The 15,267-nt window shown below is 34.8% G+C and carries 11 protein-coding genes and 1 tRNA gene; 9 read left to right on the forward strand and 3 right to left on the reverse strand.

The genetic code is table 11. From position 1 onward, the window contains the following. Window positions 1-50 precede the first annotated feature (50 nt). The 3 genes from rpoB to IEV10_RS06925 all read left to right on the forward strand — a co-directional run bounded on the left by rpoB (window position 51) and on the right by IEV10_RS06925 (window position 8,676). Complete coding sequence (gene rpoB / locus IEV10_RS06915; protein WP_188373945.1) at window positions 51-3,863, forward strand: DNA-directed RNA polymerase subunit beta; 3,813 nt, start codon at window positions 51-53, stop codon at window positions 3,861-3,863. 62 nt (window positions 3,864-3,925) lie between these two features. Continuing rightward, window positions 3,926-8,227 carry a DNA-directed RNA polymerase subunit beta' gene (gene rpoC / locus IEV10_RS06920; protein WP_188373946.1) on the forward strand — a complete coding sequence of 1,434 codons (4,302 nt, stop codon included), beginning with the start codon at window positions 3,926-3,928 and terminating at the stop codon, window positions 8,225-8,227. Between the two features lie 131 nt (window positions 8,228-8,358). Beyond that, entirely contained in the window at window positions 8,359-8,676 is a 318-nt protein-coding gene (locus IEV10_RS06925; protein ID WP_188373947.1) for a DUF3467 domain-containing protein, read from the forward strand. Window positions 8,677-8,747: 71 nt separating this feature from the next. On the opposite strand, the gene IEV10_RS06930 is transcribed toward IEV10_RS06925, so the two are convergent. Together IEV10_RS06930 and IEV10_RS06935 are read right to left on the reverse strand one after the other, a co-directional pair. Further along, window positions 8,748-8,987 carry a (4Fe-4S)-binding protein gene (locus IEV10_RS06930; protein ID WP_188373948.1) on the reverse strand — a complete coding sequence of 80 codons (240 nt, stop codon included), beginning with the start codon at window positions 8,985-8,987 and terminating at the stop codon, window positions 8,748-8,750. A gap of 136 nt (window positions 8,988-9,123) precedes the next feature. Beyond that, complete coding sequence (locus IEV10_RS06935) at window positions 9,124-10,713, reverse strand: peptide chain release factor 3 (RefSeq protein ID WP_188373949.1); 1,590 nt, start codon at window positions 10,711-10,713, stop codon at window positions 9,124-9,126. A gap of 370 nt (window positions 10,714-11,083) precedes the next feature. Here IEV10_RS06935 and IEV10_RS06940 point away from each other — a divergent pair, with 370 nt between their 5' ends. From IEV10_RS06940 to IEV10_RS06965, 6 genes are all read left to right on the forward strand, one after another. Beyond that, window positions 11,084-12,004: a PorP/SprF family type IX secretion system membrane protein gene (locus tag IEV10_RS06940; protein WP_188373950.1), complete on the forward strand. Its 921-nt coding sequence runs from the start codon at window positions 11,084-11,086 to the stop codon at window positions 12,002-12,004. A gap of 65 nt (window positions 12,005-12,069) precedes the next feature. Further along, on the forward strand, window positions 12,070-12,594 hold the full coding sequence (idi, locus tag IEV10_RS06945) for an isopentenyl-diphosphate Delta-isomerase (RefSeq protein ID WP_188373951.1): 525 nt from the start codon (window positions 12,070-12,072) through the stop codon (window positions 12,592-12,594). Continuing rightward, complete coding sequence (locus IEV10_RS06950) at window positions 12,591-13,001, forward strand: 6-pyruvoyl trahydropterin synthase family protein (RefSeq protein ID WP_188373952.1); 411 nt, start codon at window positions 12,591-12,593, stop codon at window positions 12,999-13,001. The genes idi and IEV10_RS06950 overlap by 4 nt, the downstream gene beginning before the upstream one ends. Further along, on the forward strand, window positions 13,002-13,973 hold the full coding sequence (locus tag IEV10_RS06955; protein ID WP_188373953.1) for a type I phosphomannose isomerase catalytic subunit: 972 nt from the start codon (window positions 13,002-13,004) through the stop codon (window positions 13,971-13,973). A 71-nt stretch (window positions 13,974-14,044) separates the two neighbouring features. Further along, complete coding sequence (locus tag IEV10_RS06960; protein ID WP_188373954.1) at window positions 14,045-14,314, forward strand: hypothetical protein; 270 nt, start codon at window positions 14,045-14,047, stop codon at window positions 14,312-14,314. A gap of 49 nt (window positions 14,315-14,363) precedes the next feature. Next, window positions 14,364-14,437, forward strand: a tRNA-Thr gene (locus tag IEV10_RS06965). Between the two features lie 84 nt (window positions 14,438-14,521). Here the strand turns inward: IEV10_RS06965 and IEV10_RS06970 are convergent. Beyond that, window positions 14,522-15,247, reverse strand: coding sequence for a DUF4369 domain-containing protein (locus IEV10_RS06970; protein ID WP_188373955.1), 726 nt, complete (start codon window positions 15,245-15,247; stop codon window positions 14,522-14,524). Window positions 15,248-15,267: the final 20 nt, after the last annotated feature.

Here is a 15,267-nt window from a genome sequence, read left to right on the forward strand (position 1 = left end):
ATAGTATGTACACTTTATTACATTATTTTTAATCAAAAACGCGTTCATCGATGTTAGCAAAACAAGCTGAAAGATTAAATTTCTCCTCGATTGTAAACAGAACTGAATATCCAGATTTTCTGGACATTCAGATAAAATCCTTTCAGGATTTTTTCCAATTAGAGACAAAATCTGATCAAAGAGGTAACGAAGGTTTATATAATACCTTCATGGAAAACTTTCCAATTACCGACACAAGAAACCAATTCGTATTAGAATTCTTGGACTATTTTATAGACCCACCAAGATATTCAATCGAAGAATGTATAGAAAGAGGACTAACATACAGTGTGCCATTAAAAGCACGTTTGAAATTGTATTGTACAGACCCTGAGCACGAGGATTTCGAAACTATTGTTCAAGATGTGTACTTAGGAACAATTCCTTACATGACCCCAAGTGGTACTTTCTGTATTAATGGAGCAGAACGAGTTGTTGTGTCTCAGTTGCATAGATCACCTGGTGTATTCTTTAGCCAGTCGTTCCATGCAAACGGTACTAAGTTATACTCAGCAAGAGTTATTCCTTTTAAGGGATCTTGGATAGAATTTGCTACTGATATCAATAGCGTAATGTACGCTTACATTGACAGAAAGAAAAAACTTCCTGTTACAACCTTGTTTAGAGCTATTGGCTTTGAACGTGATAAAGATATCTTAGAGATATTTGATCTTGCTGAAGAAGTAAAAGTTTCTAAGTCAGGATTAAAGAAAGTTATCGGTCGTAAACTAGCGGCACGTGTACTTAATACATGGCACGAAGATTTCGTAGATGAAGATACAGGAGAAGTTGTATCTATTGAACGTAACGAAATTGTATTAGATCGTGACACAATTATAGACAAAGAAAATATTGAAGAAATCCTTGAGGCTGGTGTAAAAACAATTCTTTTGCATAAAGAAAGCGGCCAACAAGGCGATTACGCAATTATTCATAATACATTACAGAAGGATCCAACAAACTCTGAAAAAGAAGCTGTTGAGCATATCTACCGTCAATTACGTAATGCTGAGCCGCCAGATGAGGAAACAGCGCGTGGTATTATTGATAAATTATTCTTCTCTGACCAACGTTACTCTTTAGGTGAAGTAGGTCGTTACAGAATGAACAAGAAGCTTCAATTAGATATCGGTATGGATAAGCAAGTGCTTACCAAAGTAGATATCATTACAATTATAAAATACTTAATTGAGTTGATCAACTCTAAAGCAGAGATTGATGATATCGATCACTTATCTAATAGACGTGTACGTACTGTAGGTGAACAATTATCGTCTCAGTTTGGTGTTGGTTTAGCGCGTATGGCGCGAACTATTCGTGAACGTATGAACGTTCGTGATAACGAAGTGTTTACACCTATAGATTTGATTAACGCTAAGACCTTGTCTTCAGTTATTAATTCATTCTTTGGTACAAACCAATTGTCTCAGTTTATGGATCAAACAAATCCATTAGCAGAGATTACACACAAACGTCGTCTATCAGCTTTAGGACCTGGAGGTTTATCTAGAGAAAGAGCAGGTTTCGAGGTTCGTGATGTTCACTACACACACTACGGACGTTTATGTCCTATTGAAACACCAGAAGGACCAAATATTGGTTTAATTTCTTCATTATCGGTATATGCAAAAGTGAATTCTATGGGATTCATCGAAACACCTTATCGTAAAGTAGAAAAAGGTGTTGTAGATATCAAAAATGAACCAACATATCTAAGTGCTGAAGAGGAAGAAGATATGTTAATTGCGCAAGCAACTATAGAAGTTGATGATAAAGGGAAAATACTTCCTGAGAAAATTATCTCTCGTCAAGAAGGTGATTTCCCAGTAATAGAGCCATTAAGTGTAAACTATACAGATGTTGCTCCTAATCAAATTGCATCTATTTCTGCATCTTTAATTCCTTTCTTGGAACATGATGATGCCAACCGTGCATTGATGGGATCTAACATGATGCGTCAAGCCGTGCCATTATTGCGTCCTCAGGCACCAATTGTAGGTACTGGTTTAGAGCGTCAAGTGGCTTCAGACTCTAGAGTATTAATTAATGCTGAAGGTGTTGGTACTGTTGAGTATGTAGATGCTGAAAAAATAACAATCAAGTACGAACGTACTAAAGAAGAAGGTATGGTAAGCTTTGATAGCGATACTAAGACTTATCCTTTAGTAAAATTCAGAAAGACTAACCAAGGTACATCTATCAACTTAAAACCTATCGTTCAGAAAGGTGATAAAGTTGCAAAAGGACAGGTGTTATGTGAAGGTTATGCAACTCAAAAAGGTGAGCTTGCTCTAGGTCGTAACATGAAAGTGGCCTTCATGCCATGGAAAGGTTATAACTTTGAGGATGCCATTGTAATTTCTGAAAAAGTAGTTCGTGATGATATATTTACGTCTATTCATATCGATGAGTATTCTTTAGAAGTAAGAGATACAAAATTAGGTAACGAAGAGTTAACTAATGATATCCCTAATGTTTCTGAAGAAGCTACAAAAGACTTGGATGAAAACGGTATGATTCGCGTTGGTGCAGAAATCAAACCAGGAGATATTTTAATTGGTAAGATTACGCCAAAAGGTGAGTCTGATCCAACTCCAGAAGAAAAATTATTACGTGCCATCTTTGGTGACAAAGCAGGAGATGTTAAGGATGCTTCTTTAAAAGCTTCGCCATCATTAAATGGTGTTGTTATAGACAAGAAGTTGTTTGCAAGAGCAATAAAAGATAAGCGTAAGAGAGCTCAAGACAAAGAGGATATCGAGAAGTTAGAAGATGTTTACGATAACCGTTTTGATGATCTTAAGAATATCTTAGTTGAGAAATTATTTGCTATCGTTAATGGTAAAACCGCTCAAGGTATTTATAACGATTTAGGTGAAGAGATTATACCTAAAGGAAAGAAATATACCTTAAAGATGTTAAACGCTGTTGATGATTATACGCATTTAACTTCAGGTAAGTGGACTACTGATGATGCAACTAATGAAATGGTTGCAGATTTAATCCATAACTATAAGATTAAAGAAAACGATCTTCAAGGGTCATTACGTCGTGAGAAATTTACAATCTCTGTAGGTGATGAGTTACCAGCTGGTATTATCAAATTAGCTAAAGTTTATATTGCTAAAAAGCGTAAACTTAAAGTTGGTGATAAAATGGCAGGACGTCACGGAAACAAGGGTATTGTTGCACGTATCGTTCGTCAAGAAGATATGCCATTCTTAGAAGATGGAACTCCAGTAGATATCGTATTAAATCCATTAGGGGTACCATCTCGTATGAATATTGGTCAGATTTATGAAACAGTACTTGGATGGGCTGGTCAGAAATTAGGAAGAACTTATGCGACGCCAATTTTCGATGGAGCTACATTAGAGCAAATCAATGGATTTACAGATGAAGCTGGTGTACCACGTTTTGGTCATACCTATTTATATGATGGTGGAACTGGTGATCGTTTCGATCAGCCTGCAACAGTTGGTGTTATTTATATGATTAAGTTAGGTCACATGATTGACGATAAAATGCACGCACGTTCAATAGGTCCTTACTCATTAATTACGCAACAGCCATTAGGTGGTAAAGCACAGTTTGGTGGTCAGCGTTTTGGTGAGATGGAAGTATGGGCACTTGAAGCTTATGGTGCATCAAGTACATTACGTGAAATCTTAACTGTAAAATCAGATGACGTAATTGGTAGAGCTAAGACTTATGAGGCTATCGTAAAAGGAGAGCCAATGCCAGAGCCAGGACTACCTGAATCTTTCAACGTACTTATGCACGAATTGAAAGGATTAGGATTAGATATTAGATTAGAAGAGTAAAACTTAGGTGTATAGTTTCAGCCTTTAAAGGCTGAAACTATGTGCTGAATACCATAAATAAAATGGCAAGAAAACAAGATAAGAATACAGTACAGAAATTTAACAAGATTTCTATTGGTTTGGCATCACCAGAGTCTGTTTTAGCAGCATCTCGAGGTGAAGTATTAAAGCCAGAAACTATTAATTATCGAACACACAAACCTGAACGTGACGGTTTGTTTTGCGAGCGTATTTTTGGTCCTGTAAAGGATTTTGAATGTGCTTGTGGTAAATATAAAAGAATACGCTACAAAGGTATTGTTTGTGATCGTTGTGGTGTAGAAGTAACAGAAAAGAAAGTACGTAGAGATAGAGTAGGACACATCAACTTAGTTGTGCCTGTAGCTCACATCTGGTACTTCCGTTCGTTACCAAATAAGATTGGTTATTTATTAGGTTTACCTTCTAAGAAATTAGACATGATTATTTACTACGAAAGATACGTAGTAATTCAGCCAGGTATTGCTATGAATGCTGAAGGAGAACCATTACAAAAAATGGATTTCTTAACTGAGGAAGAGTATCTAAATATTTTAGAATCTATTCCACAGGAAAACCAGTATTTAGACGATACAGATCCTAATAAATTTATCGCAAAAATGGGTGCAGAATGTCTTATAGATATTTTAGCACGTATAGACTTAGATCAGTTATCATATGACTTACGTCATAAAGCTAATAACGAAACCTCAAAGCAGCGTAAGACAGAAGCATTAAAACGTCTTCAAGTTGTTGAAGCTTTTAGAGATTCTAACTTAAATAGAGAGAACAAGCCAGAGTGGATGATTATGAAGGCTGTTCCTGTAATTCCACCAGAATTAAGACCTTTAGTGCCTTTAGATGGTGGTCGTTTTGCAACATCTGATTTAAATGATCTTTACCGTCGTGTAATTATCCGTAACAATCGTTTAAAGCGTTTAGTAGAGATAAAAGCACCAGAAGTGATTTTACGTAACGAGAAGCGTATGCTTCAAGAGTCTGTAGATTCATTATTTGATAATACGCGTAAGTCATCTGCTGTAAAAACAGATTCAAATAGACCATTAAAATCATTATCAGATTCACTTAAAGGTAAGCAAGGACGTTTCCGTCAAAACTTACTAGGTAAGCGTGTTGATTATTCTGCACGTTCTGTTATTGTTGTTGGACCTGAGTTGAAATTATTTGAGTGCGGTTTACCAAAAAATATGGCAGCTGAGCTTTACAAGCCATTCATCATTCGTAAGTTAATCGAAAGAGGAATTGTAAAAACAGTAAAGTCTGCTAAGAAAATTATAGATAGAAAAGAACCTGTTGTTTGGGATATCTTGGAGAATGTTCTTAAAGGACATCCGGTATTACTTAACCGTGCGCCTACGCTTCACCGTTTAGGTATACAAGCATTCCAACCTAAGCTTATCGAAGGTAAAGCAATTCAGTTACACCCATTAGTGTGTACTGCATTTAATGCCGATTTCGATGGTGACCAAATGGCGGTACATTTACCATTAGGACCAGAAGCTATATTAGAAGCACAATTATTAATGTTAGCGTCTCATAATATTCTGAATCCTGCAAATGGTTCGCCAGTAACAGTACCTTCTCAGGATATGGTACTTGGGTTATATTACATGACCAAGCACAGAAAAACGGATAAGGATTACACGGTTAAAGGTGAAGGTTTAACATTCTATTCTCCAGATGAAGTAACCATTGCTTATAACGAGAAGAAAGTTGACTTAAACGCAGGAATTAAAGTACGCACAAAAGACTTTAATGAAGAAGGTGAGTTAACAACACAAATTATAGAAACTACTGTAGGACGTGTACTTTTTAACGAAAAAGTACCAGAAGCAGCAGGCTATATTAATGAAGTATTGACTAAGAAATCTTTAAGAGATATCATTCATGGTATTCTTAAAGTAACTTCAGTGCCAGAAACTGCTGAATTCCTTGATGAAATTAAAACATTAGGGTATAAGTTTGCATTCCAAGGTGGTTTATCATTCAGTTTGGGTGATATTATTATTCCACAAGAGAAGCATACAATGATTGCTGCTGCTAATAAGCAAGTAGATGGTATTATGGGTAACTATAATATGGGTCTTATTACTAATAACGAACGTTATAACCAAGTTATTGATATCTGGACATCTACTAATGCAGAATTAACTGAGTTATCCATGAAACGTATCCGTGAAGATCAGCAAGGATTTAACTCGGTATTTATGATGCTTGATTCTGGAGCTCGTGGATCTAAAGAACAGATTCGTCAGTTAACAGGTATGCGTGGATTAATGGCTAAGCCAAAAAAGTCTAATGCAGGCGGTGGAGAAATTATCGAAAACCCGATTCTTTCTAACTTTAAAGAAGGGCTTTCAATTTTAGAATACTTTATTTCTACTCACGGTGCACGTAAAGGTCTTGCAGATACGGCTCTTAAAACAGCAGATGCAGGTTACTTAACGCGTCGTCTAGTAGATGTATCTCAAGATGTTATTGTATATCAAGAAGATTGTGGTACGTTAAGAGGTATCGAAGTTTCTGCATTAAAGAAAAACGAAGAAGTTGTTGAGAAATTAGAAGCTAGAATCGTAGGTCGTACATCTGTAAATGATGTTTACAATCCATTGACTGAAGAGCTTTTAGTATCAGCAAACCAGCATATCGATGATGTAATTGCTAAGAAAATTGGTGATTCTCCAGTAGAATCTATCGAAGTACGTTCACCATTGACATGTGAGGCCAAAAAAGGTATCTGTGTGAAGTGTTATGGTCGTAATCTTGCTACTGGTAAAATGGTACAACGAGGAGAAGCTGTTGGTGTAGTTGCCGCACAGTCTATTGGTGAGCCAGGAACTCAGTTAACATTACGTACATTCCACGTGGGTGGTATTGCAGGTAACATTTCTGAAGAGAATAAGTTAATTGCTAAGTTTGACGGTATTGCAGAAATCGAAGATTTAAAAACTGTAAAAAGTAAGGATAACGAAGGTAATGATGTAGATGTTGTTATCTCTCGTACTTCAGAATTGAAATTAACCGATGCTAAAACAGGAATCGTACTAAGTACAAATAACATACCTTATGGTTCTTTCATTTATGTGAAGCCTGGTGCTAAGCTTAAGAAAGGTGATGTGGTTTGTCAGTGGGATCCATATAACGGTGTAATTATTTCAGAATTCGCTGGTAAAGTGAAGTATGAAAACATTGAGCAAGGTGTAACTTATCAAGTAGAAATTGATGAGCAAACTGGTTTCCAAGAGAAAGTAATTTCAGAATCTAGAAACAAGAAGTTAATACCAACATTACTGATTGAAGATAAGAAAGGTGAAACCATCCGTTCTTATAACTTACCAGTAGGGGCTCACATTATGATTGACGATGGTGATAAGATTGAAATTGGTAAGATTTTAGTTAAGATACCTCGTAAGTCGGCTAAAGCAGGTGATATTACAGGTGGTCTTCCTCGTGTAACAGAATTATTCGAAGCACGTAACCCATCTAACCCAGCTGTAGTAACAGAAATTGATGGTGTTGTATCATTTGGTAAGATTAAGCGTGGTAATCGTGAGATTATCATCGAGTCTAAATTAGGCGAGGTTAAGAAATACTTAGTGAAGTTATCTAATCAAATTCTTGTACAAGAAAACGATTATGTAAAAGCGGGTATGCCTTTATCAGATGGTTCTATTACACCAAACGATATCTTAAATATCAAAGGCCCTTCTGCGGTACAACAATACTTGGTTAATGAAGTACAAGAGGTTTACCGTTTACAAGGTGTAAAGATTAATGACAAGCACTTTGAAGTTGTTGTAAGACAGATGATGCGTAAAGTTAGAATCATTGATTCTGGCGATACTATTTTCTTAGAAAACCAACTGGTTCATAAGTCAGATTTCATAGAAGAGAATGATAAGATTTTTGGAATGAAGGTAGTTGAAGACGCTGGAGATTCTGAGAACTTAAAACAAGGTCAGATCGTGACGACTCGTCAATTACGAGATGAGAATTCTGTACTTAGAAGAGAAGATAAAGCTTTAGTAACTGCTCGTGATGCGAGTCCAGCTACAGCGACTCCAATCTTGCAAGGTATTACAAGAGCATCTTTACAAACCAAGTCGTTTATCTCTGCAGCATCGTTCCAAGAGACAACTAAAGTACTTAACGAGGCCGCTGTAAACGGTAAAGTTGATACATTAGAAGGTCTTAAGGAGAATGTAATTGTAGGTCATAGAATTCCAGCTGGTACAGGTGTTAGAGATTACGATAATATCATCGTAGGCTCTAAGTCAGAGTTCGATGAAATGATGAAACAGAAAGAAGAGATGAATTACAATTAGTAATTGCTCTTATCTCAAAATAATGAGACTATAATAAATCAAAAAGCCTTCTTACTATAGTTTGAAGGCTTTTTTTAATACTAATTTAAATAACCAGACTTCCTTTGCAAGGAAGCTTAAACACGTTTAAGATGGCAGACGAAAAAAAACAACCAAAGCAAGGACAAATCAATATAGAATTAGATGAGCAAGTAGCTCAAGGTACCTATTCTAATCTCGCAATAATCAATCACTCAGTTTCTGAGTTTGTCGTAGATTTTGTAAATATTATGCCTGGGACACCAAAGAGTAAAGTAAAGTCTCGTATTATATTGACACCGCAGCACGCTAAACGTTTGGTAAAAGCTCTAAGTGAAAACGTAAAGCGTTTTGAAAATGTACATGGTACAATTAAAGATTATGACCAACCACAAATGCCAATAAATTTTGGGCCGACAGGTCAAGCATAAATAGAGTTCTCTAAATAAAAAAAAGCCACTATTATAGTGGCTTTTTTTTATGATGATTAAATGCTATAGAATTATGCAGACTTCTTTGTTTTATCAGTGGTAAGTTGGTATTGTAAAGCACCAGATGGGCATTTTTTTATTTGCTTTATTATACGCTTGGTATTTGCACCATCTAAGTCAATCCAGGGTATTACTGAGTGTCTGAATACATCAGAAAGTTGTCTTGCGCAAAGTTCTGCATTAACGCAGCATTGCGGTTGGTAGGTTACAGTAATCTTATCGTTACTGAAAACGTTAGGGTTTGTAGCCATAAGTAGATTAGTTTTGGGGTTATAATCTGTCTTAATAATTTAATTTATGGCTCTAATATATAAAAATAATCGATTAAATGTTATTTTTTTTCGACAAAACACATTTCAATGAATTTTATAGTCAACCATAACAGTCTTAATCAAACTCAGAAGTATAATGAAATTTTATGCTAGGATATTTCTGCTCTGTCATTTGTAGCGTAAACATGGAGTCAGCCAAAAAGACCAATTGATCACTTTTGTCTTTGGCTAAGAAGCGCTGTTTTACACGTTTAAAATCTTTAAATTCTTCACTTTTTTCATCTTCAGTATCTACCCAGCAAGCTTTGTGTACATTCAGATTTTCGTAGCTGCATTTTGCACCATACTCATGTTCTAATCGATATTGAATAACTTCATATTGTAACGCACCAACTGTACCGATAACTTTTCGGCCATTAAGGTCCAGAGTAAATAATTGCGCAACACCTTCATCCATAAGCTGATCTATACCTTTATAGAGTTGTTTAGACTTCATGGGGTCAGCATTGTTAATATATCTAAAATGTTCCGGCGAAAAGCTCGGAATCCCTTTGTAATTAAGAATTTCGCCTTCAGTTAAAGTGTCTCCAATTTTAAAGTTTCCAGTATCCTGTAAACCTACAATATCTCCAGGATAGGAGATGTCAACAATTTCTTTTTTTTCTGCAAAGAACGCATTAGGACTAGAGAATTTTAGTTTTTTGTTATGTCTTACGTGTAAGTATGGTGTGTTACGTTTAAATTCTCCAGATACAATTTTTATAAACGCAAGCCGATTTCTATGGTTAGGATCCATATTGGCATGTATTTTAAATACAAACCCAGTAAACTTATCTTCCTCAGGTTTTACAAGGCGTTCTTCACTTTGTTTTGGCCTAGGTTTTGGTGCAATGTCAACAAAACAATCTAGGAGTTCACGAACTCCGAAATTATTTAATGCAGAGCCAAAAAATACAGGTTGTTGGTCTCCATTAAGGTAACTATTCTTATTAAATTCTGGGTAAATACCATTAACTAATTCTATATTGTCACGTAAATCATTAGCATGAGATTCACCAACTAGTTTTTCTAATTCGGTTGATGCCAAATCATTGATCTCAACGGTATCTTCAATATCTTTTTTGCTATCTCCAGTAAACAGATTTACATTCTTTTCCCATATGTTATAAATACCTTTAAAATCGTAACCCATTCCAATTGGGAAGCTCAGAGGACAAACCTTTAAACCTAGCTTTTGCTCTACTTCATCTAACAAATCAAAAGCATCTTTACCTTCGCGATCTAGTTTGTTTATAAAAACTATCATAGGTATGTTGCGCATACGACAGACCTCTACCAATTTTTCTGTTTGTTCCTCAACACCTTTTGCAACATCGATAACAACAATAACACTATCTACGGCAGTTAATGTTCTAAAGGTGTCTTCCGCAAAATCCTTATGCCCAGGAGTATCTAAGATATTTATCTTAATGCCATTATATTCAAAAGCTAGTACGGAAGTAGCTACAGAGATACCTCTTTGACGCTCAATTTCCATAAAATCACTTGTAGCGCCTTTTTTTATTTTATTACTTTTTACTGCTCCTGCCTCTTGTATAGCGCCTCCAAATAATAATAATTTTTCTGTAAGTGTAGTTTTACCCGCGTCAGGGTGAGAGATAATGCCAAACGTACGTCTACGTTCTATTTCAGATAAAAAGCTCATAGGTCATATAAAAAATGGTAGGCAAAAGTAGTTATTTTATGCGCAATTCCATGTGCTCAATTGAGCTTTCTTCATCAAAAGGTTTGCGTAGTATTGAGTTGTAATTACCGCTGAACAACTTAGTTATGTTTTTATCAATTTTAAATCTTGTTATAACAACTATTGACGTCTTGTTTTCTTTTATTAAAAATTGTAGATGATTGATTATATTTAACAAACTTTCTACAGATGATTATGAAATCCGAAAAATATTTTTCATGAATTATGCTAATAAATATGTTAACAGAATAATAGAAATTAATAATAAATGGGTAATATAATTTATATCATTAGATATTATAATATTTTGCTAAGCATTCAAATAAAAAATATGATTGGTAAACCATCAATAATTAACTTAGTTGCAGTTCTTACGCTAGTATCAACATTTAGTTATGGACAACAAGACCCTCAGTATACACACTACATGTATAATACTTTGAGTATAAATCCTGCTTATGCAGGGCAAAGAGAAACATTAAGCATAGTCGGTCTACATAGAACACAGTGGGTAGGTATCGATGGAGCACCACAAACTCAATCTTTAGGGATACACTCTCCTTTACGTAATGAAAGACTAGCAATTGGTTTAAATGTAGTAAGTGATGCTCTGGGGCCAGCAAGAGAGTCTTTTATAGATGCTAACTTTTCATACACAATACCAATTAATGATAATAGTACAAAACTATCTTTTGGGATTAAGACAGGTTGGCATAATATAAGTACGGATTGGAGTAAAGGACAGTTTCAAGATGATGATGTATTATTTAACCAAAATATTAGTCAGAATGCATTAATATTAGGAACAGGTTTATATTTAAGTAGTCGTGATTGGTATTTAGGATTTTCCGCTCCAAATTTTATAAGTACAGAGCATTATGATGATTTTGAAGAGTCACTAGCTACAGAGCGTTTGCACTTTTTTTTTACAGGAGGTTATGTTTTTGATTTGAATAGTAATGTTAAGTTAAAGCCATCTTTTTTGGTTAAAGCTGTTTCTGGAGCACCCTATATTATTGATTTATCGGCTAATGCATTATTAAATAATGACTTAACAGTAGGTTTGGCATGGCGCTGGGATGATTCTATCGCAGCTTTGGCAGGCTTTCAAATTTCTGATGAAATGTACATTGGCTACGGTTATGATTTAACAACTTCTGGTATAAATAACTACAACAGTGGTACGCACGAGATAATTTTAAGATTTGAAATTAAGAAGATTAATAAAATTATATCGCCACGCTTTTTCTAAAATGTCGAGATTTATTTATGATATCATTATAAACTTTCTTAACATTTGATTGTAATTTTGCTTTTATGAACGAAGAACAAGTCATCTTAGTTAATGAGTTTGATGAGAAAATAGGATTAATGCCTAAATTAGAAGCTCATGAAAAAGCGGTATTGCATCGTGCTTTTTCAGTTTTTGTGTTTAATAGCAAAAATGAATTAATGTTACAGCAACGCGCATTACACAAATACCATTCGCCAGGATTATGGACAAATACCTGTTGTAGTCATCAGAGAGATGGTGAGACTAATATTGAAGCTGGCACAAGACGTTTACAAGAAGAAATGGGTTTTGTGACATCTCTTGAAGAAACAACATCTTTTATATACAAAGCACCTTTTGATAATGGTTTAACAGAGCATGAGTTAGACCATATTATGATTGGTTATTACCAAGATGCTCCAGTTATTAATAGAGATGAAGTAGCAGACTGGAAATGGATGCCTTTAGAAGACGTTAGAGCAGACATAAAAAATAATCCCCAAGAATATACTGCTTGGTTCAAGATTATATTTGAGAAGTTTTACGAACACATTAATATTATCAAATGAGAGTAACCGTATGCAGAAGAGCACATTTTAATGCTGCTCATCGTTTGTATCGAAAAGATTGGAGTTTTGAAAAAAACGATGCTATTTTTGGCAAATGCAATAACCCTAATTTTCATGGTCATAATTATGAGTTAATCGCTAGTGTAACTGGAGAGATAGATCCAGAAACGGGCTATGTTATTGATGTAAAAATTCTAAAGGATATTATTAAGTCCGAGGTAGAAGATGCTTTTGATCATAAAAACTTAAACCTTGAGGTTCCAGAATTTCAGGACTTAAATCCCACAGCAGAAAACATTGTCGTAGTTATTTACAACAAATTAAAGGCTAAATTAGATGCTAAATTTGATTTAGAAGTTACACTTTACGAAACTCCTCGTAACTTTGTAAAATATTCAGGCCTGTAAATGCAAAAACCATTATATCCATTAAAGTTCAATCCCATTTTAAAAGATAAAATTTGGGGAGGAGAAAAGCTTTCAAAATACCTTAACAAAGTTTCGACTTCTAATCAAGTCGGAGAGAGTTGGGAGATAAGTGATGTAGAAGGCGATACGTCTGTTGTAATTAATGGCGAATTAAAAGGACAATCTTTAAAAAATCTTTTAAAAGATTACCATTCCGATTTAGTAGGAGAAAAGAATTACGAGCAATTTGGTGATAAGTTTCCGTTGCTTATAAAGTTTATTGACGCTAAGCAAGATTTAAGTATTCAGTTGCATCCTAATGACAAATTAGCGGCTGAACGCCACAACTCATTTGGTAAAACCGAAATGTGGCATGTGATGCAAGCCGATGAAGATTCAAATCTTATTGTAGGTTTTAATCAGAAAGTGACACCAGAAAAATACCTTCAGCATCTAGAAAATAAAACCCTTACTGAGATACTAAATTTTGATAAGGTAGAAAAAGGAGATACCTATTTTATAGAAGTAGGTCGTGTGCACGCTATTGGAGCAGGAGTGATGTTGGCTGAAATCCAGCAAACCAGTGATATCACATACCGTGTTTACGATTGGGACCGCGTAGATGATCAAGGCAATGCGCGCGAGTTGCACAATGATTTGGCGATTGATGCTATAGACTTTAATATGAAAGACGATTTTAGAATGGCGTATAGCAAAACCAAAAATCAGTCTAACAAAATGGTTAGTTGTCAATACTTCACTACAAATTATATACAAATTGATTCAGAGTTAGAAAAAAAAAATAGTTATGATTCTTTTATCATATACATCTGCGTAGATGGTAAGGTAGAAGTAAATACTGTAAATGGTTCTGAAACTATCCACAAAGGCGAAACATTGTTGCTGCCTGCAGCAATAAAGAATTATACGCTAAAAGCTCATCAAGCACAGCTATTAGAGGTGTACGTTTAAGCCTATCTTATTTCAAAAAAATCACTATAGATTAAAGGGATTTATTACTTTTGTCCCATAAATAAATTATCATGGCAAATAAAAGAGATTTAAAGAAAGACATAAACTACGTTTTAGGCGATATTATTGAGGCAGTTTATGTTTGGGAGCTGGCAAATGCTGAAAAACCAACAAAAGAAAGTGATGCAATTATCGATGAAGCTATAGCTACTTTTGACGAGTTAATTACTAAAGTTAATGACCGTAGTGCGGAAAACAAAAAGGCACACTTCAAAGCAATTAATACAGAGCTTGAAGAGAAAGGTAGAGCATTAATCGAAAAAATTAATAAATTAAAATAAAATTGATTTGCAGATTTAAATTTCTAATTTAAATTTGCGCTCTGTTTTTGCCGATGTAGCTCAGCTGGCTAGAGCAGCTGATTTGTAATCAGCAGGTCGTGGGTTCGAGTCCCTCCATCGGCTCTAAAGTTGAAAGTCTAACAAATTTATGTTAGGCTTTTTTTATAGAACTTGGAGTCTCGTTTAATGTGAGGATAAATAGACATTTTATTTAAGACTATCCTGAGCTTTTCTGTAATCCTTAAGTACACTCCCTAAAGTCTTACCATAGTAGGATTGCTTTATGTTATCAGTGAGATTGTTATAAATACTATCAAGGTACTTTACACTTGTATTAGGTATTTCGTATAGTGCTAAATATGGTGCTACTTCACTGTCTTTATTATTTAATGCAAAGTTTATTGTCGATGCGTATTTAAGTTTTAAAAGACGCTGAGAACGCTTTACCAAAGAATCCGATGCAATGGTGTCATTTCGCTTCATAGCCTCAAAATTAGCCTCTATAAGATCAAGATTGTTGTCTTTAAAGTCAGACATTAATTTTAAATAATCTTCTAATAGGGCTTGTTGTTTTGAGCCTGTGATTTTAGAATCTGTATTAAAGTTTTTTAATGTTGTATTTATTTCTGTAAAACCTTTATCTGCAAAAAATGGAATAAAATAATCTTGACCATCATTTTTGTCTAATTTTAAGTAAAGCAATATAGGTTCTTCAATAGTTGTTTGTAGTGTAAAGTTTGGTTCGCCTTTAATAGACACAGAGTCCAAATCTATTATGGTAGAATCACCATCTTTTTGAAGATATACAACACCCTTTTTAAGGTCTTTTATGGAGCCTGTTAAAGTAAAGTTTGCTTCGCTGTCTTTTCCACCACATGAAAACAATAAAGATGTAATTGCAATAGTATATAGTAGATTCTGAAATTTGGTCATGTCTTCGTTTTAATTTGTGC

The sequence above is a fragment of the Winogradskyella haliclonae genome (assembly GCF_014635865.1).
GTDB classification, from domain to species: domain Bacteria; phylum Bacteroidota; class Bacteroidia; order Flavobacteriales; family Flavobacteriaceae; genus Winogradskyella; species Winogradskyella haliclonae.

What these genes read in the sequence shown, in the direction of transcription:
- rpoB (WP_188373945.1), top strand. Translation starts at nt 51, where the DNA reads ATGTTAGCAAAACAAGCTGAAAGATTAAATTTCTCCTCGATTGTAAAC.
- rpoC (WP_188373946.1), top strand. Translation starts at nt 3,926, where the DNA reads ATGGCAAGAAAACAAGATAAGAATACAGTACAGAAATTTAACAAGATT.
- IEV10_RS06925 (WP_188373947.1), top strand. Translation starts at nt 8,359, where the DNA reads ATGGCAGACGAAAAAAAACAACCAAAGCAAGGACAAATCAATATAGAA.
- IEV10_RS06930 (WP_188373948.1), bottom strand. Translation starts at nt 8,987, where the DNA reads ATGGCTACAAACCCTAACGTTTTCAGTAACGATAAGATTACTGTAACC.
- IEV10_RS06935 (WP_188373949.1), bottom strand. Translation starts at nt 10,713, where the DNA reads ATGAGCTTTTTATCTGAAATAGAACGTAGACGTACGTTTGGCATTATC.
- IEV10_RS06940 (WP_188373950.1), top strand. Translation starts at nt 11,084, where the DNA reads ATGATTGGTAAACCATCAATAATTAACTTAGTTGCAGTTCTTACGCTA.
- idi (WP_188373951.1), top strand. Translation starts at nt 12,070, where the DNA reads ATGAACGAAGAACAAGTCATCTTAGTTAATGAGTTTGATGAGAAAATA.
- IEV10_RS06950 (WP_188373952.1), top strand. Translation starts at nt 12,591, where the DNA reads ATGAGAGTAACCGTATGCAGAAGAGCACATTTTAATGCTGCTCATCGT.
- IEV10_RS06955 (WP_188373953.1), top strand. Translation starts at nt 13,002, where the DNA reads ATGCAAAAACCATTATATCCATTAAAGTTCAATCCCATTTTAAAAGAT.
- IEV10_RS06960 (WP_188373954.1), top strand. Translation starts at nt 14,045, where the DNA reads ATGGCAAATAAAAGAGATTTAAAGAAAGACATAAACTACGTTTTAGGC.
- IEV10_RS06970 (WP_188373955.1), bottom strand. Translation starts at nt 15,247, where the DNA reads ATGACCAAATTTCAGAATCTACTATATACTATTGCAATTACATCTTTA.